The 26,605-nt window shown below is 36.0% G+C and carries 25 protein-coding genes; 3 read left to right on the forward strand and 22 right to left on the reverse strand.

Features of this window, described 5'->3' with window-relative positions; genetic code table 11:
- Positions 1-128: 128 nt before the first annotated feature.
- The 14 genes from opp4C to NSQ74_RS16755 all read right to left on the reverse strand — a co-directional run bounded on the left by opp4C (position 129) and on the right by NSQ74_RS16755 (position 14,572).
- Complete coding sequence (gene opp4C, locus NSQ74_RS16690; protein ID WP_340824801.1) at positions 129-1,052, reverse strand: oligopeptide ABC transporter permease; 924 nt, start codon at positions 1,050-1,052, stop codon at positions 129-131.
- A complete protein-coding gene (locus NSQ74_RS16695; protein WP_337981527.1) occupies positions 1,049-2,023 on the reverse strand; it encodes an ABC transporter permease in 975 nt (324 codons plus the stop codon). The genes opp4C and NSQ74_RS16695 overlap by 4 nt, the downstream gene beginning before the upstream one ends.
- Positions 2,017-2,871, reverse strand: coding sequence for an ABC transporter ATP-binding protein (locus NSQ74_RS16700; protein WP_340824802.1), 855 nt, complete (start codon positions 2,869-2,871; stop codon positions 2,017-2,019). The genes NSQ74_RS16695 and NSQ74_RS16700 overlap by 7 nt, the downstream gene beginning before the upstream one ends.
- The gene (locus NSQ74_RS16705; RefSeq protein ID WP_172771129.1) at positions 2,868-3,857 is read right to left on the reverse strand and encodes an ABC transporter ATP-binding protein; all 990 of its coding nucleotides are present in this window, start codon (positions 3,855-3,857) and stop codon (positions 2,868-2,870) included. Before NSQ74_RS16705 ends, NSQ74_RS16700 begins: the two co-directional genes overlap by 4 nt.
- A 23-nt stretch (positions 3,858-3,880) precedes the next feature.
- Positions 3,881-5,491 (reverse strand): ABC transporter substrate-binding protein, encoded by a 1,611-nt coding sequence (locus NSQ74_RS16710; protein ID WP_340824804.1) that lies wholly within the window; start codon positions 5,489-5,491, stop codon positions 3,881-3,883.
- 36 nt (positions 5,492-5,527) lie between these two features.
- Positions 5,528-6,304 carry a DUF1684 domain-containing protein gene (locus NSQ74_RS16715; RefSeq protein WP_340824805.1) on the reverse strand — a complete coding sequence of 259 codons (777 nt, stop codon included), beginning with the start codon at positions 6,302-6,304 and terminating at the stop codon, positions 5,528-5,530.
- A 6-nt stretch (positions 6,305-6,310) separates the two neighbouring features.
- Positions 6,311-7,168, reverse strand: a complete 858-nt coding sequence (locus tag NSQ74_RS16720) for an alpha/beta fold hydrolase (RefSeq protein WP_340824806.1) — start codon at positions 7,166-7,168, stop codon at positions 6,311-6,313.
- A 361-nt stretch (positions 7,169-7,529) separates the two neighbouring features.
- Positions 7,530-8,495, reverse strand: coding sequence for an Rpn family recombination-promoting nuclease/putative transposase (locus NSQ74_RS16725; RefSeq protein WP_340824808.1), 966 nt, complete (start codon positions 8,493-8,495; stop codon positions 7,530-7,532).
- Positions 8,496-9,014: 519 nt separating this feature from the next.
- A complete protein-coding gene (locus NSQ74_RS16730; protein ID WP_340824809.1) occupies positions 9,015-10,196 on the reverse strand; it encodes a thiolase family protein in 1,182 nt (393 codons plus the stop codon).
- Between the two features lie 19 nt (positions 10,197-10,215).
- On the reverse strand, positions 10,216-10,962 hold the full coding sequence (locus tag NSQ74_RS16735; protein ID WP_340824811.1) for a 3-hydroxybutyrate dehydrogenase: 747 nt from the start codon (positions 10,960-10,962) through the stop codon (positions 10,216-10,218).
- Positions 10,955-11,911, reverse strand: a complete 957-nt coding sequence (locus NSQ74_RS16740) for a 3-hydroxyacyl-CoA dehydrogenase family protein (protein ID WP_340824813.1) — start codon at positions 11,909-11,911, stop codon at positions 10,955-10,957. The genes NSQ74_RS16735 and NSQ74_RS16740 overlap by 8 nt, the downstream gene beginning before the upstream one ends.
- A 19-nt stretch (positions 11,912-11,930) precedes the next feature.
- Positions 11,931-13,241, reverse strand: a complete 1,311-nt coding sequence (locus tag NSQ74_RS16745) for a GntP family permease (RefSeq protein ID WP_340824814.1) — start codon at positions 13,239-13,241, stop codon at positions 11,931-11,933.
- 16 nt (positions 13,242-13,257) lie between these two features.
- A complete protein-coding gene (locus NSQ74_RS16750) occupies positions 13,258-13,902 on the reverse strand; it encodes a CoA-transferase (RefSeq protein WP_340824815.1) in 645 nt (214 codons plus the stop codon).
- On the reverse strand, positions 13,886-14,572 hold the full coding sequence (locus NSQ74_RS16755) for a CoA transferase subunit A (protein WP_340824816.1): 687 nt from the start codon (positions 14,570-14,572) through the stop codon (positions 13,886-13,888). The genes NSQ74_RS16750 and NSQ74_RS16755 overlap by 17 nt, the downstream gene beginning before the upstream one ends.
- A gap of 105 nt (positions 14,573-14,677) precedes the next feature.
- Between NSQ74_RS16755 and NSQ74_RS16760 the strand changes: the two genes are divergently transcribed.
- A complete protein-coding gene (locus tag NSQ74_RS16760; protein WP_340824818.1) occupies positions 14,678-15,277 on the forward strand; it encodes a TetR/AcrR family transcriptional regulator in 600 nt (199 codons plus the stop codon).
- Positions 15,278-15,473: 196 nt separating this feature from the next.
- On the opposite strand, the gene NSQ74_RS16765 is transcribed toward NSQ74_RS16760, so the two are convergent.
- The 8 genes from NSQ74_RS16765 to NSQ74_RS16800 form a co-directional block, all read right to left on the reverse strand.
- A complete protein-coding gene (locus tag NSQ74_RS16765; RefSeq protein WP_340824820.1) occupies positions 15,474-16,172 on the reverse strand; it encodes a YczE/YyaS/YitT family protein in 699 nt (232 codons plus the stop codon).
- A gap of 184 nt (positions 16,173-16,356) precedes the next feature.
- On the reverse strand, positions 16,357-18,084 hold the full coding sequence (locus NSQ74_RS16770) for an amidohydrolase family protein (RefSeq protein WP_340824821.1): 1,728 nt from the start codon (positions 18,082-18,084) through the stop codon (positions 16,357-16,359).
- Between the two features lie 300 nt (positions 18,085-18,384).
- Positions 18,385-19,362 (reverse strand): LacI family DNA-binding transcriptional regulator, encoded by a 978-nt coding sequence (locus tag NSQ74_RS16775; RefSeq protein ID WP_340824822.1) that lies wholly within the window; start codon positions 19,360-19,362, stop codon positions 18,385-18,387.
- A 340-nt stretch (positions 19,363-19,702) separates the two neighbouring features.
- The gene (locus NSQ74_RS16780) at positions 19,703-20,872 is read right to left on the reverse strand and encodes a toxic anion resistance protein (RefSeq protein ID WP_340824823.1); all 1,170 of its coding nucleotides are present in this window, start codon (positions 20,870-20,872) and stop codon (positions 19,703-19,705) included.
- 550 nt (positions 20,873-21,422) lie between these two features.
- Complete coding sequence (locus tag NSQ74_RS16785; RefSeq protein ID WP_340824824.1) at positions 21,423-22,664, reverse strand: ABC transporter permease; 1,242 nt, start codon at positions 22,662-22,664, stop codon at positions 21,423-21,425.
- Positions 22,651-23,556, reverse strand: coding sequence for an ABC transporter ATP-binding protein (locus NSQ74_RS16790; protein ID WP_340824826.1), 906 nt, complete (start codon positions 23,554-23,556; stop codon positions 22,651-22,653). Before NSQ74_RS16790 ends, NSQ74_RS16785 begins: the two co-directional genes overlap by 14 nt.
- 11 nt (positions 23,557-23,567) lie before the next feature.
- Positions 23,568-24,098: a DUF2812 domain-containing protein gene (locus tag NSQ74_RS16795; RefSeq protein WP_340824828.1), complete on the reverse strand. Its 531-nt coding sequence runs from the start codon at positions 24,096-24,098 to the stop codon at positions 23,568-23,570.
- Between the two features lie 27 nt (positions 24,099-24,125).
- The gene (locus NSQ74_RS16800) at positions 24,126-24,446 is read right to left on the reverse strand and encodes a PadR family transcriptional regulator (protein WP_340824830.1); all 321 of its coding nucleotides are present in this window, start codon (positions 24,444-24,446) and stop codon (positions 24,126-24,128) included.
- A gap of 180 nt (positions 24,447-24,626) precedes the next feature.
- On the opposite strand from NSQ74_RS16800, the gene NSQ74_RS16805 reads away from it, so the two are divergent.
- Together NSQ74_RS16805 and NSQ74_RS16810 are read left to right on the forward strand one after the other, a co-directional pair.
- Positions 24,627-25,208, forward strand: coding sequence for a TetR/AcrR family transcriptional regulator (locus NSQ74_RS16805; protein WP_340824832.1), 582 nt, complete (start codon positions 24,627-24,629; stop codon positions 25,206-25,208).
- A 52-nt stretch (positions 25,209-25,260) separates the two neighbouring features.
- Positions 25,261-26,460 (forward strand): YhgE/Pip domain-containing protein, encoded by a 1,200-nt coding sequence (locus NSQ74_RS16810; protein ID WP_340824834.1) that lies wholly within the window; start codon positions 25,261-25,263, stop codon positions 26,458-26,460.
- Positions 26,461-26,605: the final 145 nt, after the last annotated feature.

Below are 26,605 nucleotides of genomic sequence, written 5' to 3' on the forward strand. Positions count from 1 at the left end.
GTTTTTGTCTTTTCTAGGAAAATGTAAGCACAAAATTACATTCGTTTAATTTCAATTGCTAAAGTATGATCCAAAATCAAAAAAGCCAAATCCGAAAAATAATGTTTTTTTCGGATCTGCCCCTTTTGCTACTTTGAATTGTGTGGGTCAAGTGCGTCTCGCAATGCATCCCCAATATAGTTAATTGATAAAACGGTACATAATATTAAAATACCCGGTGGAATCCAAAGCCACGGTTGATCCGTTAAAATCGAAATCGATTGGGCATTTGAAAGCATATTCCCCCAACTTGCATCTGGCGGCTGTACGCCTAAGCCTAAAAAGCTTAATGCTGCTTCATCTAATATTGCCCCTGCAACACCAGAAGTAGCGAAAATCAAAATAGGTGCAATGGTATTCGGTAAAATATGCTTAAACAAAATACGTGGCGTCTTATATCCTAGAGCAATACTTGCTTTCACATAGTCCGATTGCTTAATCGCTAAAACATTGCCGCGCACAAGTCGTGCTATACCTGGCCAGCCTAGCACCCCTAAAATAAGAATGATATTCGTTAACCCTGGTCCTACAATACTAGCAACAACTAAAATAAACAAAATATATGGAAATGACATAAACATATCTGTAATACGCATAATAATCCCATCTATAATGCCACCAAAATAACCAGAAATTAACCCTAATACAGTACCAATAATCGCCGAAATTGCCACCGCACCAATACCTACAGCTAACGAAACACGTGCCGCATAAATGACGCGACTAAACACGTCTCGTCCTACTTGATCTGTACCTAGTAAGTGCTGCCATGAAGGTGGTGCACTAAATTCGCTTGTAATTTCAGCTGGATCAAACGGTGCAATAAACGGTGCAAAAATGGCCGCAATCGTTACAATCGCTAAAAACCATAGTCCAATTACAGCTAATTTATGCTTTTTGAATCTTTTCCAAAATAGGCTCTTCGTATTTGCTACAGCAAATTCTTCATTCCAAGTGACCGTGTGTTCTGTATCATACTGTTTTTTATTAAAATACCTTTTAAATAATCTCATCGTTTGCCACCCCCAACATAGCTTTTGCGAATACGTGGGTCGACAAATGCGTATACAATATCCGTTAAAATATTTGAAGCAATAACAATGAATGCAGCTACTAAGTTTAATCCCATAATGGTAGAGTAATCACGGCTCATAATGGAAGAAAGCGTAAGCTGACCAATACCTGGCCAGGAGAAAATTTGCTCAATTACAACTGCTCCACCAAATAAAATCGAAATCTCTAATCCGATAATTGTTACAATTGGAATTAAAGCATTTCGCATCGCATGTTTATTCACAACGAAAAATTCTTTTACTCCTTTTGCACGAGCTGTACGTAAAAAATCTTGTCCCATAATTTCAAGCATGCCCGAACGCACATAACGGATGTTTCTCCCAGCAACGCTTGCGACAAGCACTGTCACAGGTAAAATCATATGCCATAAAAGTGATCCGAAGCTTCCTTCAGCACCTAATTCTTTCATACCGCCTGAAGGTAACCAATTTAATTGAATTGAGAAAATATATACTAATAATAAAGCCAAGAAGAAGTTAGGTATGGAAACTCCTAAAAATGAACCCGTTACAAATGTATAATCAAGTTTCGAATATTGCTTCGTTGCACTATAAATGCCAATTGGAATCGCAATAATTAACCCTAATATTAACGCTGTTCCCATTAAAATAATTGTCGGACCCATTCGGCTCGCAATTAACTCGGTTACAGGCTCATACGTAATCATTGAATAGCCTAAATCGCCATGCAACACTAAGTTTTTTAACCAATTCCAATATTGAATGTAGGCTGGATCATTTAGTCCTAATTCTATCATTTTAGCCTGTCTTGCGGCCTCTGGTAACTTAGGGCTCACGAGCATATCGACAGGATTACCTGGTGCCATTCGCATAATAATGAAGTTAATAACCGATACACCAAATAAAACGGGGACGGCGATTAATAATCGTCTTAAAATATATCCTAGCATGCATCTGTCCCCTTTTCACGGCGAATAATACTTCGTTTTGTCGGATCTGGCTTCGGATAAGCATTTAATAATTTTTTTGTATAATCATGTTGAGGGTTTAAGAAAATTTGTTCTGTTTTACCCATCTCCACAATTTTGCCGGCATACATTACTGCAATACGATCACTAATATATTTCATTGCACCTAAACCGTGCGCAATGAATAAGTATGTTAACCCTAATTCATTTTGAAGCTGTTTAAACAAGTTTAAAATTTGCGCTTGAATCGATACATCTAATGCCGATACAGGCTCATCACAAATTAATAATCTTGGTCGTAATGATAACGCACGAGCAATGCCGACACGTTGGCGTTGACCACCCGAAAACTCGTGTGGGTAACGCTCTTTTGCTGTCGTTGGTAGCCCCACTAACGCAAGTAATCGGTCTACTTCCTGCGCTATCTCATTCGTCGGGACTATTTTATGTACGCGTAGCGGTTCTGCAAGTAATGATCCGATTGTTTGTCTTGGATTTAAAGAAGAATATGGATCTTGGAAAACAATTTGGATTTGTTGACTTAAGCTAACGCGGTCTGTTCGATAATCCATTTGTTGACCATTAAATAGAATACGTCCCCCTGTTTTCGGTTCTAGACCGATAATCGTGCGCCCTAACGTTGATTTCCCACAGCCAGATTCTCCTACAAGCCCAACTGTTTCCCCTTCGTAAATTTCGAATGAAACGCCATCTACTGCTTTCACATAATCGGTTTTTAAATTCATAAAGCCTGTTTTAAACGGATAGTACGTTTTAACATCTTCTAATACAAGTAACGGAGAGTTGTTTTGCTCTGTTTCCTTTTTCATTTCTGCTCTCCTCCTTGTGCGACCTTTTGCCATTCAAAACATCTCGTTTTATGCCCTTTTTCAACTTCAATTAATGGTGGTTGCTGTTTTTTACAATGCTCTGTTGCAAAAGCGCAACGGTTTGCAAAACGACAGCCAACAATATTTTGATAACGCCCTGGTATCGTACCTGGTATTGCCTTTAATTGTTTTCCGTCAAAATCCATTGATGGAATTGAATCCATTAGGCCCATTGTATATGGATGTAATGGTCGTTCAAACAATGTAAAAACATCTGCTTCTTCGACAACTTGCCCTGCATACATAACGATGACACGATCTGCCATTTCTGCAACGACACCTAAATCATGTGTAATAAGTAAAACAGATGTCTGCAGCTCATAACACAATTCATTCATTAAGCGCATGATTTGTGCTTGTACCGTTACATCAAGCGCCGTTGTCGGTTCGTCCGCAATTAATAGCTTTGGTTTACATACTAAAGCTATTGCAATCATGACACGTTGTCGCATTCCACCTGATAAAGAGAAGGGGAATTGCTTCATCACACGTTTAGCATTAGGTATACCAACTTTATCTAACATATTTTGAGCAATTGCTTTTGCTTCCTTTTTATCGACATCTGTATGGAGTAAAATGGCCTCTACTAGCTGATGACCAATTGTAAAAACAGGATTTAACGCGGTCATTGGCTCTTGAAAAATCATTGAAATTTCTTTCCCTCGTAACGATTGAAATTCCTTATTAGAAAGAGCTGTTAAGTTTTTATCTTCTAATGTAATCTCACCTTGCTCAATTGAACCGCGTTTCCCTAATAGACGCATAATAGAGAGTGCTGTTACGCTTTTCCCGCTTCCCGACTCACCAACAATCCCCAATGTTTCACCTTTTTTTACATCAAAGCTAACATCGTCGACACTGACTACTTTTCCATATTCAGTTTCGAATGCCGTTTTCAGCTGTTTTACGCTTAGCAAACTCTCCATTAAAACACGTCCTATCTCTCTCTTTATTTAACAGTCCACTCGTGTACGTTAATGAACATACCGAAGTCGCTTGGTGTAGCGCCTTGAACTCGTTTATTAACTGCGCCTAATGCTGTTGTAGCATAAATTGATGGCATTGGTACTTCTTGTTGTGTTATTTCTTGTAATTCACCGTATAACGCTTTAATTTTCACTTCATCTACTTCAGTCGCTAATGCAGCTAAAATTTCATTGACACGTGCATTGTTATAAGCGTTTGGATTACCTTCTCCTAAGAAGTAAGCAATATCCGGAAGTGGGTTAATTGGTGTAATGGATACTGTTAAAATCGCTAAATCATACTTCTGACTTACGATTTCATCGATAATTGTACCGAAATCCATCATTTGGATTTCAGCTGTAATACCTGCCTCTCGTAGGTTTTCTACGATGATGTTTGCAGCTTGCTCTAACGTTGCATCACCTGATAATACAGCTAATTTCAACTTTTTGCTTGAATCCCATCTAGACTCAGCTAATAATTGTTTTGCTTTTTCTAGGTCATACTTAACTGGTTTCATACCTTCATTTAAGTACGGGCTATTGCTTGGGAAGAAGCCATCCGTTACTTCACCAGCACCTTTTAATAAATTATCAATAATTAACTGACGGTTCATAGCATATGAAATCGCTTGACGTTGCTTCACATCTGGCACAACGTTTTCATTAATATACATATATTGTGTAGCTAATGGCTCACCATAAGCCGTGTTTAATGTATCTAAACCTTGCACATTTGCATAATCTGAAACGGGAATAACACCTGCTGAAGGGATATTCATATCAATTTCACCGCTCTTTAATTGAGCAGCAATTTGATTCCCTTGTAATACTTTAAAGTTTAATTGATCTAATGTAGAAGCACCTTTGAAGTAATCTTTATTTGGTACCATTTCTACAAAATGTGCACGATCCATTTTTGAAATGATAAATGGACCAGAAGTTACTGTTGGGTTTTGCATGAAATCACTTGCATTTAGCTCTTCAACTGCAAGTGTTTCAAGTTGTGCCTTCGGTAATGTTAGTAAATAACGACCTACTGTATCTTGGAAGATGGATAATGTCGTTGGTTTTTTAGTTTTAATTTGAATTGTATCTTCGTCTACTTTTGTAACGCCTGAAATAGAAGTGGAACCTTGTGGTAAGTAACCACTATCATCTAAGCCTTCAACAATTGCAAACATATAAGCATAGTTTGACGCCACAACAGGGTTTGCCATTAATTCCAATGTAAAGATTACGTCATCCGTTGTAATATCTGTGCCATCTGTCCATTTAGCTTCTTTGTTTAAATTAATTGTAAATGTTTGATTATTTTCTGTTGTAATTGAATCAGCTAGCATTGGCTGATAGTTTAATTTTGAATCTAAATCAACTAATGGTAAAAATAATAAATTTGAAACATAAGTAGAAACTAATCCACTAGGTTGTAATGGATTAATGTTGCTAGCTGGATACGTAACACCGATATTAATAACATTTTTATCGCTGCTCTTCCCTTCAGAAGAAGATTTATCGTTACCACAAGCTGCTAAAACAACTAGTACTACCATTGTTAATAACGCTAACATAACCTTTTTTGAGTTTTTGAACATTGCTATTTCTCCTATTTCTCTAATTTAGATGCTTTATTATGAATCCAATGAAATGATTTGCTTTTCGCCTGCCTTCACTTTACTTTGAATGCGATTGCTCATAGGTGGCATCGGACAGTTAAAGTAAGGTGAAAATGCGCATGGCGGTAAAAAGGCTTTATTAAAATCAAGAAGCACTGTATCATCGTCTAATAGTTCGATGATTAACATACGACCCATACCGTATGTTTCGTTACCACTTGTTGCATCTTGGAAAATAATAATTGAGTGTAGTCCAGATTGAAAAGGTCGTAATCTATATAGCGCTCCGCCAATTTCCACTTCAATAACACCTATTGATTCATGACTACGCGCTGCACGATTGTCATCTCCCGTGTGAGAAAACTCAATCATCGCATCATCTTTTATAAGATTTCCATTATAAATTGCTTGTTCGTTCAATTCGTACGAATCAATATGACTAAACGTTTGAAGTGCAGAGCTGTTTTCATCCCAAATGGCTAGTAAATGCATAGAGCCTGGCTGACTTGTAGCCATTGCAGAAATGCCGTTAGTAGTTTGAACGATAGTTTTATCCGCAATAATATTCACCATACCTTCCATTAGCACACCGTTTATAAATAATTGGTCTTCAGCTAATGCCGTTAAGGTAAGACCTGGTACAGATGGGTTTGTCGGCTTCCAACTTCCAGCAATTTGTTTAACTGTTGTTTCACTCGTTAACTCATGCATTGCGATTAAACTTAAATCGCCTTGTGCTCCCGTTACTTCTAAATGACGTTGTTTATGCCAGGCTTGTAATGTGGTATGCATCTTGAATCAGTCCTTTAATAAAAATTCTCGTACTACGATTAAGAAGTCTTCATGCTCTTCGATGAATGGCATATGCCCACTCTCTTCAAATACAGTTAATTGCGAATTTTTAATTAATGAATGCATTACTTCTGACTGTGTTAACGGTGTAATCCAATCGTGACGGCCCGCTACAATTAATGTAGGCACTTCAAGGTTGACAATTTGTGAGCGTACATCGTATTGTGGCATTAAATGTTTGAACGTATAGTTTGTAATTTCTAAGGAACCGATTGGACGACTTCCTGTATCGCCACCTAGTTCTTCCTGATAGTTGTACCAGTATAAATCCCAGCAAATATCCCACCATTGAATTAAATGATCGTCGTCACGGATGTTACCTTCAAATAACTCTGGAATAGTTTGAATTTGTTTTTCCGTTCCAATTCGTTGTGCAAACTCTTTAGCTTCCTTATAGAATTCATAGCTTGGTGCAGTATTAATTAATAAGAGCTTACTCACTGATTGCGGGTAGCGCGTAGCAAATACTTGGGCAATCATCCCACCGAAAGAATGGCCTAGCACAGCAACTTTTTCTAAGCCTAAATAATTGCGTAAAGCTTCGATATCATCTGCTAACTGATCAAATGTTGCTGTCGTTACATCTACACGCTCTGATTGACCATTGCATCTTTGATCTAAATAAACAATCTGATAGAATTCTGATAGTGGCGTTAACCATGGCTTGAAATCAGAGTGATCACTACCTGGTCCACCATGTACGGCAATAAGTACTGGTTTTTTCACCATTTTTGGTCCTACCGGAATATACCCTGAACCTTCTACGTCAAAATAAATTTTCGTTCCATTTATCGCAGCAAACATTATTTTCCCCACTTTATCAAATAAATTTTATTTATATAATTATTAAAACTACTTTGTTATTATCTTAATTCCTATTTGTTTAGTCAAGTTTTTTGTTAAGAGAAATACTATTACAAATAATAGAGTAAAAGTGAATAAAATTATAGTTATTTTTTCATAAATTACTACTGATTATGCTCAAATAACATGTTTTCACTTAGGTGGAATTAGTTTTACACTCGTTGGTAACAATTCGAAGGGTAAAACATGAGATTAAAAGATATTATCTAAAGATAAAATAATATAACTGCATAAGTATGAAGATTTTCAAAAAATTATAAAAAAGCTCAAATAACTAGTAAGTTATTTGAGCTTAATCTATCTATCTTTCTACATCCTGTCTTAACACTTGAATTTCTTCAAACGTTAAACTTGTTAACTCCATAATCTCTTCATTGCTATTTCCTTTTCCTATCATCTTTCTTGCAATGGCTTTTATACCTTCTTGAATGCCTTCTTGCATTCCTTTTTCAATCCCTGCTTGTTCTGCATGGTATTTTGCATCTTCTAATGTTGCCACTTCGTCAATCATAAATTTGACTCGTGATTCGTACGCTATAATGGATTCTGGATCTTGACTTAGTTCTTCCCACGCTTCAAACGCTTCACGTAAGTTTCTGTCTTTCATCGCTAATTCCTCCAATACTTTATAAATATCTTCATATACTTTCTGCTTGCGACCATCTACCATAACAAGCAATAGCAACCATTTTACGATTATATCTTCAATAGGATTTAGTTCTTCCATTAGCCAAGCCTTTAAAAATTTATTCATTTCTATAAAATGAATTTCTAAAACATCATCTGATTTTTGTACACGCTGTAAAGTCTTATCTTCATATAAATGATACGTACTATGATAATGAGCAATATCTTTGAACAATGTAAAATCACAAATATTTATAGTAATGGTTGGATTCAGTGTATAATAACCTTTTCCTTTTTGTAACTGCAAATTATACAGCCTTGACCAATAAAATAAAGTTCGTTTGAACATGTCATTTTTATTCGCTAATTGTATTTCTATATTAATTATATCTTCTTTTTCTGTTTTTACGACAATATCTAAGCGGGATTGTTTATCCTCTTTATACTCCCCACCTACTTCATGGTTGATAAACGTTATTTCTTTTATTTTGTTGCTACCTGTCCAGTTTAATATAGCATTCAGAAAAACAATTGTTAGTTGTTTATTTCGTTCACTACCAAAAAGATGCTTAAAAGCAAAATCAATCTTTAAATCCATTAGGTTTTTTAGTGGTATTCGACTAAGAACTTGATACTCCATTACTCATCAACCCCTGTCCTAAATATTATATCCTGCTTCTAATACTATTTTTATTAGTCTATTTAGTTTTGTTTAACTGTGACATTCGTCAATTTTTTTATTGTTCATCGTTCTTCTCATTCACAAACGAGTAAAAGATTGCTCACATCACTGATTGCTTTGTTTAAAATCTTCACCTTGTTATGTGATAATTATTCTCATTTATTATATCGTAATGAGAAAATCCATTCTTGTCAAAATAAAAAACACCCTGTTTATATGCAAGGAGCACTAGCTTAAATACACCACTAAATTTTAATAGTAAATAGCAGTATAGACTATATTGGAAATATACTATTATCGCGATTCTATTATCAAAAATATCTACAAAAAAATCATCTTATCTCTTAAAATGCTAAGAGATAAGATGATTTTTAAACAAACTTTCCTGTAAAATAAAATCTTTTTACTTCTATTAATACGCACTATAAGTTTTTAGATGTTAGAAACCCCCAAGCAGTGTGAATTCATATTGCACTACTACACTGTTGGATTTTCTAGTAAAATAGCAATGCCTTGTCCGCCGCCAATGCATAAGCTTGCTACGCCGTATCTAACACCTCGTTTTTGCATTTCTAATGCAAGCGAGTAAGTAATACGCGCACCACTTGCACCGACTGGATGCCCAAGTGCTACTGCTCCGCCATTGACATTCACTTTTTCTTGATTAATACCTAACTCCTTTAAAACTGCTAATGACTGTGCAGCGAATGCTTCATTTAGTTCAAACAATCCGATTTCTTCTAATGTTAAATTTACTTTTTTCAATAATTTACGAATCGCTGGAGCTGGGCCAATTCCCATAATTGTTGGATCAACACCTGCCGTTGCGGAAATGACGATTTTTGCTAATGGCTTTAACTGATGCTCCTGTAAGTAAGCTTCCGATACAAGAACGATTGCTGCGGCACCGTCATTAATACCACTTGCGTTCCCTGCTGATACTGAGCCGTCTTTTTTAAATGCCGGTTTTAGTTTTGCTAGGGCTTCCATCGAAATCTCCTCGCGTATATGTTCATCCTCAGTTATCTCAATCATACCTTTACGTGTCTTTACTAATACTGGTGCAATTTCCTGTGCAAAACGACCTGAACGACGAGCTTCCGCTGCACGTTTATGTGAGTTGTAGGAGAACTCATCTTGTTCTTCACGTGATATTTCATATTTCTCCGCTAAGTTTTCAGCCGTCATCCCCATACCACATCCTGCGACCTCATCATATAAAGTCGCCCACAACATATCTTCTACGATTGGTGCTTTATTGGGCGATCCAAAGCGTGTACCTCGTAATACTTGGGGTGCTTGGCTCATATTTTCTGTACCTCCAGCAATTGCCGCTTGAATATTTCCAAGTTCAATTTCTTGTGCTGCTGAAACAATTGCTTGTAAGCCCGACCCACATAAACGATTAACCGTAAGTGCAGTACTGTCCTCCGATAAACCACTTTTTAATCCGATGTGTCGCGCTAAATATGCCGAAGAACTTGTTGTTTGAATAATATTACCAAACACAATTTCGTCAATCTGATTTGCCATAAGTCCTGAACGTTTTAATGCTTCTTTTACAACGACAACACCGAGATCGATATCAGTTGTATTAGCAAAGGCACCTCCAAAAGAACCAAATGCTGTTCTACTACCATTTACAATATATGCTGACATGGTTAATCCCCCCTTTTTTTTACATCCCACCCGAAACATTAAGTGCTTCGCCAGTTATAGCCGTTGCATGTTTTGAAGAAATGAAGTATACACTATCTGCAATTTCTTCAGCTGTAATAAAACGTTGCATTGCTTGCTTCGGATATACAATTTCGGTTAATGCCTCTGCTTCAGTCATACCTCTACTTTCTTCAAGATCTTTTAATTGTTTCACAAGTAAAGGTGTTTTCACTGGTCCAGGTAGAATAGCATTTACCGTAATCCCATGCGCGGCACCTTCAAGTGATGCTACACGTGTTAAACCAATTACACCGTGCTTTGCTGCAACATATGCCACTTTTTCGGGTGTTGCTAGTTCACCATGAACCGAAGAAATATTAACTATCCGACCATGTTTTTGCTTTTTCATATACGGGAATACATATTTCGTCATTAAGAACGGTCCTTTTAGCATGACACTTTGAAGTAAATCCCACTGATCTTCTGGAAAATCTTCAATTCTAGCACGGTATTGTAAGCCCGCATTATTCACTAGCACATGGAGTTCGTGATTTTCACAAATACGATTTATTACTTGCTGAACTGAATTTGTATTTGAAACATCTAATTCAACTGCTTCAACCTTCCCTGGATATAAGTCAGCTACTGCCTGTGCAGCTTCTAACTTTACATCGGCAGCGAATACGTAATCTCCTTCAGTGACAAACTTCTCCACCATTGCTGATCCTAGACCTCCACCTGCACCAGTCACTAAAATATTACGCATGTTCAATCCCCCTTTGAATAGTAGTAAATGTTTTTAGTTGTTGAATTAATGACCGATCACGCTCGATTACGTATTCATCTAAACCTTTTCCAGGATATTCAAAGAAACCTTTAGAAGCTTTGACACCTAGGTAGCCTTGTTCAGTTTTATCCTTAATCACACTATACGAGCGAACCTTAGATTCAATTGCTGGCTGTAATTGATCCAGTACTATGCCCCAAACATCCAATCCACCAAAATCGATAATTTTCAATAAACCACTGGAGGCAAATCGGAAACCTGGACCTGCGAATATTGCCTTTTCTAAATCCTGTTCTGACACAACACCGTCTTCTAACAATGCTAATGCTTCACGTGCTAACGCTACTTGAATACGATTTGCTACTAAGCCTGGTACTTCAACACGAACTTTAATTGTCACTTTGCCCACTTTTTTCATTAATGTGTCAACTTCATCGTATGTCTCTTGCTTAGTATCAGGACCTTTAAGCAGCTCCACAAGCGGTACAATATGCGCAGGGTTAAAAAAATGTGTTAACATCACTTTATCTTTTCGCTTCTCTACATAACGAACGATTTCTGAAAGTTTTAAGCTTGAAGTATTTGATGTTAAAATTGTATGATCAGCACAAACCTCATCAAGCTGCTTAAAAATTTTCTGCTTAAGCTCAAGATTTTCCGTGGCAGATTCTATGACTAAATCACAATCAGCAAGCTCTTCTATTTTTGTAGTAAATGTTAAACGATCAACAATCGTTTTATCCGAATCTTCGAACACTGTCCCCTCTTCCCTGAAAATTGTCAGATACGTATTCAGTTTTTCACTAGCTAATCGTAGAGATTCTTCGTTAATATCTTGTAAAACAACAGATATTCCATTTGTGATAAATTGAAAAGCAATACCAAATCCCATTGTTCCAGATCCTATAACCCCAATTTTTTGAATCATCTTCCTTCCCCCTTAAGTATTAATATAATAAAATTGCTGCTATTAGCATTGGAATACTTGCAATTAATGGTGCAATAACCGAAACGACAAAGATATGTTTATAAGCATCCTTATGGGTTAACTTTGAAGCTACTAAAATTGTAATAACAGCCCCATTATGTGGTAGCGAGTCTAGACCGCCCGAAGCAATTGCGGCTACTCTATGCATTGCATCAGGATTTAACCCCATTTTCAAGTAAGTCGATGATAGCGCTTCCATTGCAATTCCTAGCCCACCACTTGAAGATCCAGTAATTCCAGCAAGTGCTGTAGTTGCTAGGAAAAGTGAAATAAGCGGACTACCTGGAATTTGCGCCATTGCTTCATTAAAAATACTGAAACCAGTAGTAATCGCTATAACCGAACCATACCCAACATCCGCACTCGTATTAATAATTGGCAGTACCGCTGATACAGCGCCTTCGTTAAGTGTATTTTTCTTGACTTCAATGTATTTCCAGAACAATACCGTTGTTAATAATACAACGCCCATTAGCGTGTAAATGATTTCAACTTTGAAGATATTCAGAGCGATTAACAAGGCAATTGGCGGAATTAAACTTAAAAATGCATTTGGTAATGAACGGCCCTCGTAAATATCTTTAATACCATCTTTGCCATTATTATCTGGGTTTGTCATACCTGCATAAGTTTCCTTGCGTTGTTCTGAACGTTTTAACGCAAATTTCATATACCATAGGTTTATCGCAATAACAAAAACGGCTGCGATAATCCCTAATAATGGAGCTGCTGTAACCGTTGTACCAAGGTAGTTTGTTGGGATAATGTTCTGTACAGAAGGGGTTCCTGGTAACATCGTCATTGTAAAGGTCCCAATCCCTGTAAAAAACGCTGCCATAAATAGATGCCACGGAATATCTAACTCTTTGAATAATGGCTTTGCTATTGGTAATACTGCGAAAATAACTACGAATAAACTTATACCACCATACGTTAAGAACGCACAGATAACCATAATTGCTACTAACACTTTATATTTACTATCTTTTCCGATAATTCGAAGTAAAAGATTGGCGATTTGACGAGCCGCTCCACTATCATCCATTAGCTTACCGAACATTGCTGCAAATAAAAAAATTAGAAAATAATTTCGAACGTAATTGATAAAACCAGTCATGTACGTTTCTTGGAACGTTTCTAAAATCGGAAACCCATTCGTCACCATAACGAATAAGCTTACAACTGGAGCAATAATGATAATACTAAATCCTCTTAGTGCTAATACGATTAATAATATTAATGAAATTGTAATCGTAATTAAACTCCACATAGGCTTCCTCCTTCAATTAGATACTAATTTTTCGTTTTAATGGTAATCCAATGCGTGATTCTAATTCTTCAAATGTTAAATCCCCATAAATATCCTTAATGAAAATCTCACCATTTTGGAATAAAAAGTTCGCATACTCCGTAACAAGTTGATTAACACGACGCTCACCGCTAGAATCCAACGTTAAAGTTTCTACAAGTTTAGAAGAACCATTTTTGGTGAAAAGGGTACTTGCTACAATTACCTTCTTCGCACCAGCGACTAAATCCATTGCGCCACCGACACCTAAAATGGGTTGATTCGGTACAGACCAGTTCGCAATTTCGCCATAACAATCAATCTCCAATGCGCCTAGAACAGCTACATCCACATGTTTCCCTCGTATCATCGCAAATGAGAAAGCGCTATCAAAAAAAGCTGCTTCTGGCGTAATTGTGACAGGAGCTTTCCCGGCATCTATTAAATCTATATCTTGCTCATTTTCATGAGGCGGTGGCCCCATGCCAATTAAGCCATTTTCAGTTTGGAAATATATCTTTTTATCATCAATATATTTTGAGACTAGCGTTGGAATTCCCACGCCTAGGTTGACTACATCGCCATCTTTTAGCTCATTTGCAATATGCATTGCAATTATTTCACGACTACTTAGCTTCAACATAGGTCCCCCCTTGTTTGATGTACTTACTTTCAATAACGTAATCTACAAAAATATGGGGTGTTATAATTTCCTCAGGATTTAGCTCCCCTATTTCAACGATTTCATCGACTTCCACAATGACTGTTTCTGCAGCCGTTGCCATTATCGGATTAAAGTTTCTTGCAGTTGTGTGATAAACCAAATTGCCCGCTTTATCGGCTTTCGCGGCTTTAATGAGGGCAATATCCCCTTTGATTGCCTTCTCAAATAAATAACGAACACCATCAATCTCTCGAACTTCCTTTCCTTCTGCTAGTCTCGTTCCAACACCAGTTGGCGTATAAAAACCACCGATGCCAGCACCCCCACTACGAATTGCCTCTGCTAAAGTACCTTGGGGCATTAAATCAATTTTTAAATTTCCCATTGACCAAGCCATTATAGCTTCTTTGTTAATCGTGAAAAATGAACCAATTGCTTTATCGATTTTTCCTGCCTCGAACACTTTATAAAGACCTTTCCCTTCATCCCCAAGATTATTGCTGACAACTTCATAATTTCCTGCCTCAAACTTCGCAACAGCATCTAATAATGTTAACGGTGTACCAGAAATGCCAAACCCTCCTACTAATAGACGCATAGAATCCTTAAACAAAAATTCTAGCTCTTCAGCTTTTCTCAGCTTTTCCATTTTTATTATCACTCCTTATTAGACTAGACTATAGTCTGATGATATAATGAGAATAAATAATAGTCAAACATTTTAGAAAATTCTTTCTTTAAGGAGCGAAACATAATGGATTTAGAGAATAAAACAACAAAAGGCATTCAAACACAACTTCATATCATGACCGTAGCACTTGAATTATTTAAAACACTTGGCTACGATAATGTTTCTGTGGATCGAATTGTCAAGGAAAGTAAAACATCAAAGGGGTCCTTTTATCAACATTTCCCATCTAAATCAAGCATTTTCATGATGCGTTTTATGGAAATGGACAAAAGCTATGTACATATCTATGAGGAATTGAAGCAACAATATACTTTAGCAATAGAACGACTGGAAGCCTTCTGTCTAGCTGTATTCCGTTGTATTGAGGAAGAGATGGGAAAGGATTTAATGCGGGTTATTTACTCCGCAGCCATCATAAGTAATGAGCATACTTTTTTCACAAATGAAAATCGTAAACTGTATGTCATTCTTCACCAAATAATTGAAGAAGGAAAAGAAGATCAATCAATTCGACACTTTGATTCTACGGAAAAATTTTTTCAGATGATTGTACAAAGTTTGATGGGAGCCATTTATTATTGGGGTTTGCAGTTAGATAATGCAAAATTAGAGGATTTAGGAAAACCCTTAATAAATCAGCTCATAACAAGTCTTCGAAACTAGCTAAAAAATTAAAAAAACAGAGCCTATGAAGAAAAATAAATCTTATATTAGAAATCCATTAGCTTTTAAATAGTTATGCCGATATTGACATGCATTTGCTAATATTTTCAGTAAAGCCGTTGGATCATAATAAAAAACTCCTCAAAATTAAGCTGCTTTGGGGAGTTAGTTTATGTTTATTATTTTTGCAATTGAATTATTTTGCTATCGGTTGAGTAATTTCAAATCCTTTTTTTTCCTTATTTCTTTTGTACATGTAAGTAAATAGTTTAATATATTGTCCAACAAGTATAGCGTTTAAAACTGTGCCTTCTCGAATAAACATAATTTTACCTGCTAAAATAAGACCGAAGATTAGTGCTAAAGCAAGTAAAGTCAAATCAAAGCACGTTTTAACATTCCCCCATTTAAATCCAGTCCTTAGTTGAACAGCATTAACGAAATTATCAATAGGCATTAGAACAACTTTAGATTGAAGCATAAGGAATACACCAAAAGCTAAAAATGCATCTCCAATAACAAGTGTTAAAAATTTCGTCCAATACTCAGGAAGATTGAGGTAAGTAAATGTAAGAGATAGATTGAAATCTAAAAAAACTGCAAATATCGCCGAAGCAACAAGCCCCATAATATGGTATAACTTAAAACCCTTTCTGTAGACTAAAAATGCCAACACTAACATGATACACTCTAAAATGAAATTTGCCTTTCCCTGTGTTAACCAATCAAAATGCACAACAAAAACTCTTTGAAAGGCACTTTGAGGTGAAATGCCAATCCCCGCTGTTATTGCTAAACTAACACCAATTGACAATATATATATTCCAATGATATATACAATCCATCTTTTTATTAAACTGTTTTTATCGGATTTTAAAACGCTTTCATTTTGCATAAAAATCCTCCCTTTACCCCTTGTGAAATTTTATAGTATTGCCAATCATGTAAATCTTGAGTGGAACATTTAGCACTAGTGCCTCTTGGTAGAAAATAATTTTCTCACCGCACATGTATCATTAAAATGTTTCTCTAAACAGCCTAAATAAGGTGTAAGTAATATGCACAGGATTTATTGAGTCTTATTTCATGATGCGGAAACGATGCAGAGAAATAAACAAACTTAAAAGTTTATTCACTACCGGCTCCCCTTCGTTGCGGTTACCCATTTCTTCCAAAGCTGCATCAATGGCGTCAGCACTATTAGTTAATTCATCCACAGTCATATTAGCCATGGCGCCATAAATTTCAAGAGGCATCACACTTTTAATCGCTTTATCGTCTGATACAATACATGCTCCAGAATATTTATCAACTTCTTTTGCACAGAAGCACATCTCTTCACTTTCCTGTCCAACTACAACGAAATACGGTGATGGCGCTGACCAGAAAGTTGCTACTGCACCATGTTCGATATAAACACCTTTAAATAATCCATTTACAACATGGCGTTTTCCATCTGCATATCGTTGGATAACAGACAGGCGGCTTAATTTCTCACCTTGATATTCCGGAATAATCTTGCCATTTACTATTGGCACCCAAATTTCTTGGTAAAACTTTTCATGACCTCGCCCATATACATCAAATAAATAGACTTTTGCTTTTTTCCCATCTTCGGAAACTTCAAAAGGTACAATGTCTAACTCAGCCGGTGTTAAGTCCTCTAAACCCTGTACACCCTCCGTACACATGGAAGAGTAGTCTATCTCGATTTTCTTTAATAATTTTTTGCCCTGTGCAATCAATTCACCATCTTTAAATACATAAAGTGGATTTATTTTCGATAAGCTGTCTGTCAATACAATGTCTGCAAAACGCCCAGGTGTTAAAGATCCAATTTGATCTTCCATGTGGTAGGATTTGGCTGTATTTAATGTTGCCATTTTAATAGCTTTTATCGGGCTGATCCCCATCTCCGTACAGAGTGAGATAATCCAATCCATATGCCCCATCTTAAGTAACCTTTCAATTGAGATATTATCCGTACATAACATAAAATTATCTGTTGGAAATTTACGGTCTACAATGGAACGAAGCAATGTTTTTATTACTTCACTGCTCCCTACACCAAACTTAATTTGGGTTGGAAAACCGTAACGAATACTTTTCTCAATATCGTCCCCATTCCAAACATCATGATTATTGGATGTACCAATGGCAGGTAAATAATTTAAGATCATATCTGGAAGAGCAGTCAAGCCCCAATGCCCGTTCATAAATCCCCCTTTTTCTCTTACCCAGGAAGCCTTCAGGAAGTCATCCTCATCCCCCTTACTATAAGTAAAATGTTCAAATTCGCCTAGCCCGATTACTGGCTCCATATTTAAGACTTCCTCCGTTACCGATGCTGCTACTTTCTTTCCAGGGGCAAATGCATATAATCTGTAGGGCAATTTTTCATAATCACGGAATAGACCTTGAGCCGCTCTTACCCCATCCTCACCAGCTGCACTTAGAAGGTCTAAGGTTTCCGCAAATATTGTCGTTGTTCCATTAGGGACCATTGCTTCGCCCAAGGCTACTGGATGAGCCAGCTGAGATTCGAAATGCAAATGTGCATCTATTAATCCTGGAATAGCGTATAGCCCTTGTCCATCAAATACTTCTTTTACTTTAGCGATTGATTCATCTGGATTTAGAGCTACAATACGCTTATCATAGATTAGTAAAGACCCTTGATAGACCGTTTCCCCATGCACATCCAAAATATTTACATTTTTAATAAGCAGATCTGCTTCCATTCTACCGTTTAAAATCTCGTAAATATCCCGGACTTTCTCAAGATGATTCGTCTCTTTTTGTTTCATAGTTCGTTCTCCCTTTCGTTATATATTGATGTTTTATAAGAAGAGCAGTGCTCTTAACCTATCGAAAATAACTTATTAGTTAAACGATTAACTAATTGTTTTAATAGTAGTGGTTAAACGATTAACTAAATAGATGTATTTCTTTTGTTAATCGTTTAACCACATTGGTACATTAACTTCAGATTAAATTGGTTAAACGTTTAACTAATTTAGAATATCTTTTTAAATTAATGAAAAATAGTTAAACGTTTAACCAATAGTTCCTTATATTTGCTTCTATTTAAATTTATTTTACAAAAATCATGAAGATTTCCGTTCAACAATAAACGGTTCTAAAATAGTTACTGGCTCAAACTTTTCTTTTTGAATTTCACTCAGAATAATCTCAGCACTTCTTATGCCTAATTCCTGATTCTGCAAATCCACACAAGTTAGCTCAGGTGTAGAAATTTGGGACAATAGAGAATTCCCCAAACTCAAAACAGCAAGATCCTCACATATCCGAACATCACGATGAACTAGTGCCTTAGTTAAATAAACTGCACTCAATTCATTCAGGACAAATGCACCATCAATATTGTTTTCAAGAAGAATTGGCACACAATCTTTTGATAAATTCATATTATCGTCGATTTCTATAATTAAAGGCTTTTGCTCATACTTGCTTGCTTGACTAATTCCTTCCAAGAATAATTCAAGTACATCGTTAGGCAACTTTTTATGAACTAAAGCTAATTTATTTTTACCTTTTGAAAATAGATATTCTGCCCCTATCCTACCTGCTTTGGTTAAATCCGGATACACTAATGGAAAACCGGAGTACGGAATACATCTATTTGCATAGACAACAGGAATACCACATTCTAAAAAACTAGGAATATTATCTTTAAATGATAGGTCCGAAAATAACCCAATAATGATAATTCCAGCTACCATATTTTCACGCATAAGTTGTAGTATTTCATTTTCACTTAAATTTAAATTGTCTACTTCATAAATAAATAAATTATAATGATGTTTTCCTAAAGTTTGACTGATTCCAGAAGTGATCTCAGAATAATAAAGACTATTAATCTTTGGTAAGATTACCGCAACATTCGTAGTTTCCTTACGTTTTAATGCTTTTGCAACTACATTTGGTACATATCCCAGTTCTTTAATAGCGAGTTGGATTCTTTCCTCTGTTTCTTTTTTCACAACAATATTTTGGTTTAAATATCTAGAAACGGTACAAGCACTTACATTAGCGTGTTCTGCAATATCTTTCAGAGTTGTCATATCAAATCTCCTTGCCTTTAGTTAAACGTTTTAGTAAATCGTTTAACCTTTTATAAAAACAAAATATCATGTTAATAACTTAATTGCAAGAAAATTCTGTACATTATTCCAAAATAGTTGTAACTTTGAATGCATTTTTTGCACCTAAAGTTACTCGTCGGACTCACTATATGAAAATATAATGTTGTACTTATTAACTTTTAAAGTAGTAGTATTCCCCATAATATAGCAAGATTTTTTGAGTGAAATGGAATCATCTCAAGTTCAACAAATATTTAATAAAAAAAGACTGTCAACAAACTCCATATGTTTTCGAGTTTGTTGACAGTCTATGCAATCATTACATTTTTTTTAATTTTTCATATTCAAGCTGTAATTTTTCGATACGTTTGCGACCTTCCTCGCGGTTTCTCGCAGTTTCTGCTTGAATTTGCTTTGTTTCTTGAATACCGGCCATAATTGTTTGCCATGTTGTTTCAATAGTTTCGATTTTAATGCTTGGGCTACCAGCAGCGCGTGCAATATTGACACTGTTTTTGCTAATGTTTTCTGCATTGCGCACAAGCATTTCATTTGTGCGGCGATCCAGTTCACTCATTGAATCTGAGATAAGCTTTTGGCGCTTTAATGTTACTGCATGGATTAAACCTTGTTTAAAAATTGGAATAGTCGTTACAAATGCAGAGTTTATTTTACCGATTAGATGATTATTACCTTGCTGCATTAAGCGAATTTGTGGTGCAGATTGGAACGATACTTGCTGTGCCATTTCTAAATCATAACGTCGCTGCTCAAGTAATTCTAAAGCACGTTGCATCGTTTCAAATTCCATTGCAGCTAGTTGGTCACCTGTTTGCGCTTTTTGCTCTAACATTGGTAATGCAGCACGAACTTCATCTGCCTTTACTTCAATCGCCGCAACAAATTTACTTAATGTTTGGAAATAATCTAAGTTTTGGTCATATAAGTTTTCCAAGTCGATAGTATTACGTTTCATTTCAACTTCATACTTTTGAATTTCACGATAAATTACATCAACTTCTTTATTCATGCTGTCATATTTAGATAAAAATCTTTCTAATTGTTCTTTTCCTTTGCTAAACAACTTTGTAAGAAAGCCCGCTTTTTTCTGTTCTGCAAAATCTTGCGGATCGAATTTATCCATCACTTTATTTAAATTATTTAACAATACACTGGATTCTTCCAGCTTACTAGCTCTCATTGTTGCCAGCATTTTATCTGAAAATGTAGAAATGCCATTCGCCGTTTCTTTTCCTAGCTCTAACATAGCGATTTGGTCTTTTACATCAATTTTTTGAGCAAGTGCATGAACCTCTGGATCCTTCTTTAAAGCAAGCTGATTTTGAGCAATTTGTGATAGTTCTTGCTCAGAAATCAATGTCGGTGTTTGCAATGGTTCAGCTTGCATTAATGGGTTAGGTTGTAGTAGTGGTTTTTCAGTTGCGAATGGATCTTTTGATTTAAATAGGTCATTGTTCATTTCAGACATAAGTAATACCCCCTGCGATTAATCTCTTCTATTACATACGATTAGTAGATGAAAAAGTTTCATCTGTTTTACCAATACACGTTCGATTTAGTTAAAGTTTCGGTCTAATGGGCAGTTTAAATGCGTAGTATTTAGCTCTTTCACAGAGCAGTCCATCATTCCTTCTCCTCAAATTATAGCCTGTTTGAACTAAAAATTCGACTGAATCTTCAATCCGCCTTACATCTTTTCTAAAAATCAGTATATTGATGTCGAAAACAGCTATATCCCAATAGCCGTCAGACTGTAAGCAATAGCTTAGAGAACTCATCTACTTTAACCATGTTGCATTTATAAAAGTTACCCCGTTTCCTTTGTGTGCAGGTTAGTAGTACCAATTATTTCAGTTAATTATACACGTTGATTAGCGTGGAAAGCGTGTCACTTCAGCAGGAACAGACAAGCTTAAAATTAGTTGCAGCCGTGTCTGCGCTAAGGGAGTGATTAGAACGGGAATTACCGTTTTCTTTATTTAAAAAAGCAGCTACTTTTAAATAGCTGCTTTCCATCATTATGTTGTTACTTTTAATACCGTTTTGAACTTTTGAATCACGCCGCCTGTACTATATGTTAAGACGCTACGTTTGTAGAATGATAAGCTAAATAAATATGCAACAATAATTGTCACTACTAAAATGCCAAGTGATAGTAAAGGCTCAATCATACCTATATCTGTCGCTCCAATACGCATTGGCATTACCATACCCGATGTGAAAGGAATATAAGAGAAAACTTTAATAATAATTGTATCGGGATTACCAATTCCCGAAAGCATTACATAAAAGCCAATTAAGGTAATCATCATTGCAGGCATTAGCACTTGACCTGCTTCCTCTACTTTAGACACCAATGAGCCAAATAATGCGCCAACAATCAAGTATAAAACAATTGTTAACAGTAAAAACAGGATTGCATAAAGCACATATCCAAGCGATAATTCCTTAACAATACTTGCTGCCATTTCCCAAATAACGCCGTCTTTCGCGAACTTTGCATAGAAAAGGAAGACAACTGCAATAATCGCCATTTGTGTCATTGCAAGTAGCAGGACACCTGCAATTTTTGCTTTAAAATGCGTGGCAGGTTTCACACTTACTAATAGCATTTCCATAGCGCGTGAGCCTTTTTCAGAAGCAATTTCAGTTGTAATCATCGATAAAAATGTGGAAATAAAGAAGTAAATTAAAATGCCGACAGCATAGGATACCCATAGCCCTGATTGTTTCTCTTCCTCACTTTTTCCACCAGTAGTTTCTTCATTTAAATTTTTATTTGAAATAATCGTTTTGGCAGCCATTATTTGAGCTGCCTGCTCTGACGATAGGGATAGTTTTTGTACAGCGTAATGCTGTCCAGCATATTGCAATAAAGAAGATATCGTCGATTGATCATTTAATTTCAAAGGTTTAAACGTTGAAATTTCTGCATGCAACTGACCGTTCTGATCACTCACTTCAACAATAGCAGCAAGTTCCCCATCTTTTACTTTTTGCTCTAACTTCTCTAGATTTGTCTCATCTTGAATAAACGCCATATCACTATTAGACACAAAGATTCCACTTAAATCTGCTGTCGTATCATTAACAATAGCGATTTGCTGTGCTTCATCGTTCCCTGTGAAGAGCTCTTTAATATCTGACCAAAAAATAGCAACAGACATTGCAAGCACGTATAGAAGCGTCATTAAAATAAATGATTTTGATTTCAATTTTGATCTATATAATTGCTTCATTAACAAACTAAACTTCGACAATGCTGCCACCTACCTTATCTTTAAAAATTTCATCCAGTGTTAAATAGTCTAAGCTAAATTTTTCGATGTACTTACCAGCAGATAAACGTTGGAAAATACTTTCTGCATAATGCTCATCCTCAAGCATTAACACTGTTTGCTCTTTTTCCACACGTATGTCTTTAACACCTTCGAGCTGAAGTAACTCCGTAGTAGAATAATCAGTTCGTACAGACAGCTTCGTTTTGCCATACTGTTTCTTTAAATCTAATAAACTGCCGGAAAAAAGTGATACTCCCCGCTTCAGAAGACATAAGTGATCACAAAGTTCTTCGACATTATCCATTTGGTGACTCGAAAATAAAATCGTTGTTCCTTGTTCTTTTAGCAGTAAAATGGCATCTTTCAGTAAATCTTTATTCACTGGGTCAAGACCACTAAAAGGCTCATCTAAAATTAAAAATTGTGGTTTATGAATAAAGCTTGCAATTAACTGTACCTTTTGTTGATTTCCTTTAGACAACGTCTCCGCTTTATCTTTGCGTTTTTCTTCTAAATCAAAACGGCTAATCCAGAAATCAATATCCATCTTAAGCTCTGCTTTTTTCATGCCTCGTAGCTCTCCGAAAAAGTAGAGCTGCTCCTCAACCTTCATTGTTGGGAAAATTCCACGTTCCTCTGGTAAATAACCAAGGACGTCACGGTTTATTGAATTCACAGGCTTTCCATTCCATGATATCGTGCCTGCTGTAGTTTCCTGCAAGTCTAAAATCATGCGGAATGTCGTTGTCTTTCCTGCACCATTTTGACCAATTAATCCAAAAATTTCCCCTTTTTCAATCGTGAAATTTAAATTATCAACCGCTGTGAAATCTTTGTACTTTTTTGTGACCTGCTGTAATTGTAATGTCATATTTATCCTCCTTACCCCTCAAATATATGTAAATCATGTTCTAGATGCTTTTTGCGTCTTTGAATTTTTCTAATTGGTACATACATTAAAACCCCTAAAAATACATTTAAAAAACCAAGATTAATAGATATAAACGTTGTTGGAGATGCTGTAAGCCCCGTGAATATATTGAAAAATCCTATTAAAATACTTAGAATGGCAACTGGAATAAACAGCCTACTAATTGATTTTAAATATTTTATTTTAGAAGGTGCATCTGAGTATAATTCAAATGCTCCATCAGCTGCTTCTTTACGATAATATGCCCAAACACCGAATTTAGAAACACATTCAATATTTAACGACTCTAAAAATTCACAATAATCTTTCTTTTCACCTACTACCAATTCATTACGATAAATATATTTTCCAGGCTCGCCTTGTTCAAATACAAAGAAGCTGATTATATTTCTTCGTAAATGCCATCCTTGTTCGGCCATTTTATTGACCCATTTCTCTTCTTTTTCATAGTCCAGAAAAAAGCGAAATTTAATTTTTTTCATATCAACACCTCTTATAAAAAATGCGTTTTAGGCTTTCCCATTTGTTATACGGATACCATTGTCAAAAAGTTCCCTTAATCGTAAAATTTCATATTCTATTACATTTTTCCCACTTTCCGTAATTATATATTCCTTCTTACGACCATCACCATCTAATGCTTCTATCCATTGTCGTTCCAACAATGTTTTAATAGCGCCATATATCGTACCTGCGCCAAGACGAACACGACCTTTACTCATTTCCTCGACTAATTGCATAATGCCATAGCCATGACGAGCTTCGAATAATGCTAATAAAATATAATAAACACCCTCTGTTAAAGGCGGATATTCCTGTGTTTGTGTCATAAAAAATACCTCCCTCTATATCGCCAAACAATATATCGACTGACGATATAAATAAAATATATCAGCGCCCGATATAGTTGTCAATGCCAAAACTGGCGAATGATTCTTTTTGAGCTATTGCTAATACAAATCACTCATGTTAATATGTAAGTAATCACTTGCATTGGAGGATGTATTTTATTGACAACGAAAGAAACAGCAGAACGAATTATTGAAGCAGCCATACAGCTAATAAGTGAAAAGGGCTACACCGCAGCGACAACGAAGGCAATTGCCGACTTAGCACAGGTCAATGAAGTAACGATTTTTCGCCACTTTGGCAATAAACAAGGGATTTTAAAGACCATTGTGGACAGATTTTCTTACAACCCTATTTTGCAAAAAATGATGCATGAAGAGGTTACATGGGATTTAGAAACAGATTTAAATCATTTTTCAATGAAATATTTTGAATATATGATGTCTATAAAGGACCTTGTGATGATTGGCTTTAAGGAATCAATGCAATTTCCAGAAATCAGTAATGAAATAGCTAATGTTCCCCTTATCTTCAAAAATGAGTTAATTCAATATTTTGAGGAGATGCACCATAAAGGGAAAATCCGTGAGGTCAACTATGAAGCCGCTGCACTTTCTCTTATTGCCCTTAATTTCGGTCACTTTATTTCACGCGCTCGATTAGGTACGACCGTTTCTACCCTTCCAACTGAAGAACTGATTAACACAAGTGTTGCAATTTTTTCTAGGGGATTAATTTCCTAGAAAAAATTTTTCTCAGAGGTGCAAGTAAGTACTTACTTATAGGAGGTTTATAATGAAAGGATTACAAGCTTTATTTAAAATTCGCGAAACTTATATTGGTATTGCCGCTACGATTGCATTTCAATTAATATTTTTTTCTATCTGGATGACCGCATACGACGGCATAAGTGATAGAGCAAATAACTTAACGATTGGCTTGATGAGTGAAGATTCAGCTGTTGGTCAAGAAGTCATTAGCGGATTGAAAGAATCATTGCCTTTTGCTACGAAAGAGTTCACCTCGATTAAAAAGGCAGAAAAAGATTTGGATCAGCGACATATAAATATGATTATTCACATACCTGCTGATTTTTCTGCCCAGTTACAGGCTGGAGAAGAAGCTAAAATTGTTTATTCCATAAATCAAGCGAACGCAAGCCTTGCCAAAACAATGATGGAGAGCGTAGCAAAGCAAGCTACAGAGGAAGTCAATCATAGTCTGTACCCTGTACAGCAAGGAGAGATGATAAAGGCATTTTCACAACAGTTTGCACAGCTTCCTTTAGAACAAAATACAGCACTTCAAATTCAAGATACTGTTGCTTCAACCATTATGGGTGTAAAAGACCGAACAGTTGAATCTACTATTATTAAAACGAATGACGTCAAAGGCTTTGCGGCAAATTTCGTACCGTTAATGGTTATTATTTCATCATTTGTCGGTGCAATGGTGATGATTATGCAACATCAGCAGGCAGCTGAAATCGTACAGCATACTGTTTCGAAATGGTCTTTATTTTTTGCTAGACAGCTTGTAAATATTGCCGTTGCTTTTATTCTTCCATTACTAACAATAGGATTGATGCATTTATTTACAATTTCAAGTAACGAAAGCTTTTTCACTATATATCTATTCCAAGCTTTCATGTTTTGGGCTTTTCTATGTTTAGCACAGGTCTTTGTCATTGTATTTGGTAATCTCGGCATGGTCTTTAATATTTGCGCACTTTCCTTACAACTTGTCACATCTGGCGTACTCGTTCCGAATGCTATGCTTTCAGACTTTTATCATCGCGTCGCTTCCCTTTTGCCAGCAACTTACGGGGCTGATGGCTATTATACAATAATATTTGGAGGTAGCTCTGAAAGTCTAATTCATAATAGTAGTTCGTTAGCTATTATCATTGCTGTCACACTCGTTGTTGCTACCGTTGCGGTTGCCCTAAAAAGACCTAAAATGGAACAAAAATTAAGCGTAACTACACCTCAATAAAAAAAGGCTAAGCTATAAGAAAAAAAAGAGTTAGATTGACTGCTATCAATCTAACTCTTTTTACTATGTTTTACCGGCGATTGGCATGAGTTTATCGGCGATTTCTCCGTGATTACCGGCGATTCCCCTGGATTTACCGGCGTTT

Source organism: Lysinibacillus sp. FSL W8-0992 (genome assembly GCF_038008685.1).
Taxonomy (GTDB): Bacteria; Bacillota; Bacilli; order Bacillales_A; family Planococcaceae; genus Lysinibacillus.

Coding starts and splice junctions, on each gene's coding strand:
- NSQ74_RS16710 (WP_340824804.1), bottom strand. CDS start 5,491: ATGTTCAAAAACTCAAAAAAGGTTATGTTAGCGTTATTAACAATGGTA.
- NSQ74_RS16735 (WP_340824811.1), bottom strand. CDS start 10,962: ATGCGTAATATTTTAGTGACTGGTGCAGGTGGAGGTCTAGGATCAGCA.
- NSQ74_RS16810 (WP_340824834.1), top strand. CDS start 25,261: ATGAAAGGATTACAAGCTTTATTTAAAATTCGCGAAACTTATATTGGT.
- NSQ74_RS16715 (WP_340824805.1), bottom strand. CDS start 6,304: ATGCATACCACATTACAAGCCTGGCATAAACAACGTCATTTAGAAGTA.
- NSQ74_RS16755 (WP_340824816.1), bottom strand. CDS start 14,572: ATGGAAAAGCTGAGAAAAGCTGAAGAGCTAGAATTTTTGTTTAAGGAT.
- NSQ74_RS16780 (WP_340824823.1), bottom strand. CDS start 20,872: ATGTCTGAAATGAACAATGACCTATTTAAATCAAAAGATCCATTCGCA.
- NSQ74_RS16770 (WP_340824821.1), bottom strand. CDS start 18,084: ATGAAACAAAAAGAGACGAATCATCTTGAGAAAGTCCGGGATATTTAC.
- NSQ74_RS16760 (WP_340824818.1), top strand. CDS start 14,678: ATGGATTTAGAGAATAAAACAACAAAAGGCATTCAAACACAACTTCAT.
- NSQ74_RS16700 (WP_340824802.1), bottom strand. CDS start 2,871: ATGAAAAAGGAAACAGAGCAAAACAACTCTCCGTTACTTGTATTAGAA.
- NSQ74_RS16740 (WP_340824813.1), bottom strand. CDS start 11,911: ATGATTCAAAAAATTGGGGTTATAGGATCTGGAACAATGGGATTTGGT.
- NSQ74_RS16705 (WP_172771129.1), bottom strand. CDS start 3,857: ATGGAGAGTTTGCTAAGCGTAAAACAGCTGAAAACGGCATTCGAAACT.
- NSQ74_RS16745 (WP_340824814.1), bottom strand. CDS start 13,241: ATGTGGAGTTTAATTACGATTACAATTTCATTAATATTATTAATCGTA.
- NSQ74_RS16720 (WP_340824806.1), bottom strand. CDS start 7,168: ATGTTTGCTGCGATAAATGGAACGAAAATTTATTTTGACGTAGAAGGT.
- NSQ74_RS16725 (WP_340824808.1), bottom strand. CDS start 8,495: ATGGAGTATCAAGTTCTTAGTCGAATACCACTAAAAAACCTAATGGAT.
- NSQ74_RS16695 (WP_337981527.1), bottom strand. CDS start 2,023: ATGCTAGGATATATTTTAAGACGATTATTAATCGCCGTCCCCGTTTTA.
- opp4C (WP_340824801.1), bottom strand. CDS start 1,052: ATGAGATTATTTAAAAGGTATTTTAATAAAAAACAGTATGATACAGAA.
- NSQ74_RS16765 (WP_340824820.1), bottom strand. CDS start 16,172: ATGCAAAATGAAAGCGTTTTAAAATCCGATAAAAACAGTTTAATAAAA.
- NSQ74_RS16775 (WP_340824822.1), bottom strand. CDS start 19,362: ATGACAACTCTGAAAGATATTGCAGAACACGCTAATGTAAGTGCTTGT.
- NSQ74_RS16790 (WP_340824826.1), bottom strand. CDS start 23,556: ATGACATTACAATTACAGCAGGTCACAAAAAAGTACAAAGATTTCACA.
- NSQ74_RS16800 (WP_340824830.1), bottom strand. CDS start 24,446: ATGACACAAACACAGGAATATCCGCCTTTAACAGAGGGTGTTTATTAT.
- NSQ74_RS16730 (WP_340824809.1), bottom strand. CDS start 10,196: ATGTCAGCATATATTGTAAATGGTAGTAGAACAGCATTTGGTTCTTTT.
- NSQ74_RS16795 (WP_340824828.1), bottom strand. CDS start 24,098: ATGAAAAAAATTAAATTTCGCTTTTTTCTGGACTATGAAAAAGAAGAG.
- NSQ74_RS16750 (WP_340824815.1), bottom strand. CDS start 13,902: ATGTTGAAGCTAAGTAGTCGTGAAATAATTGCAATGCATATTGCAAAT.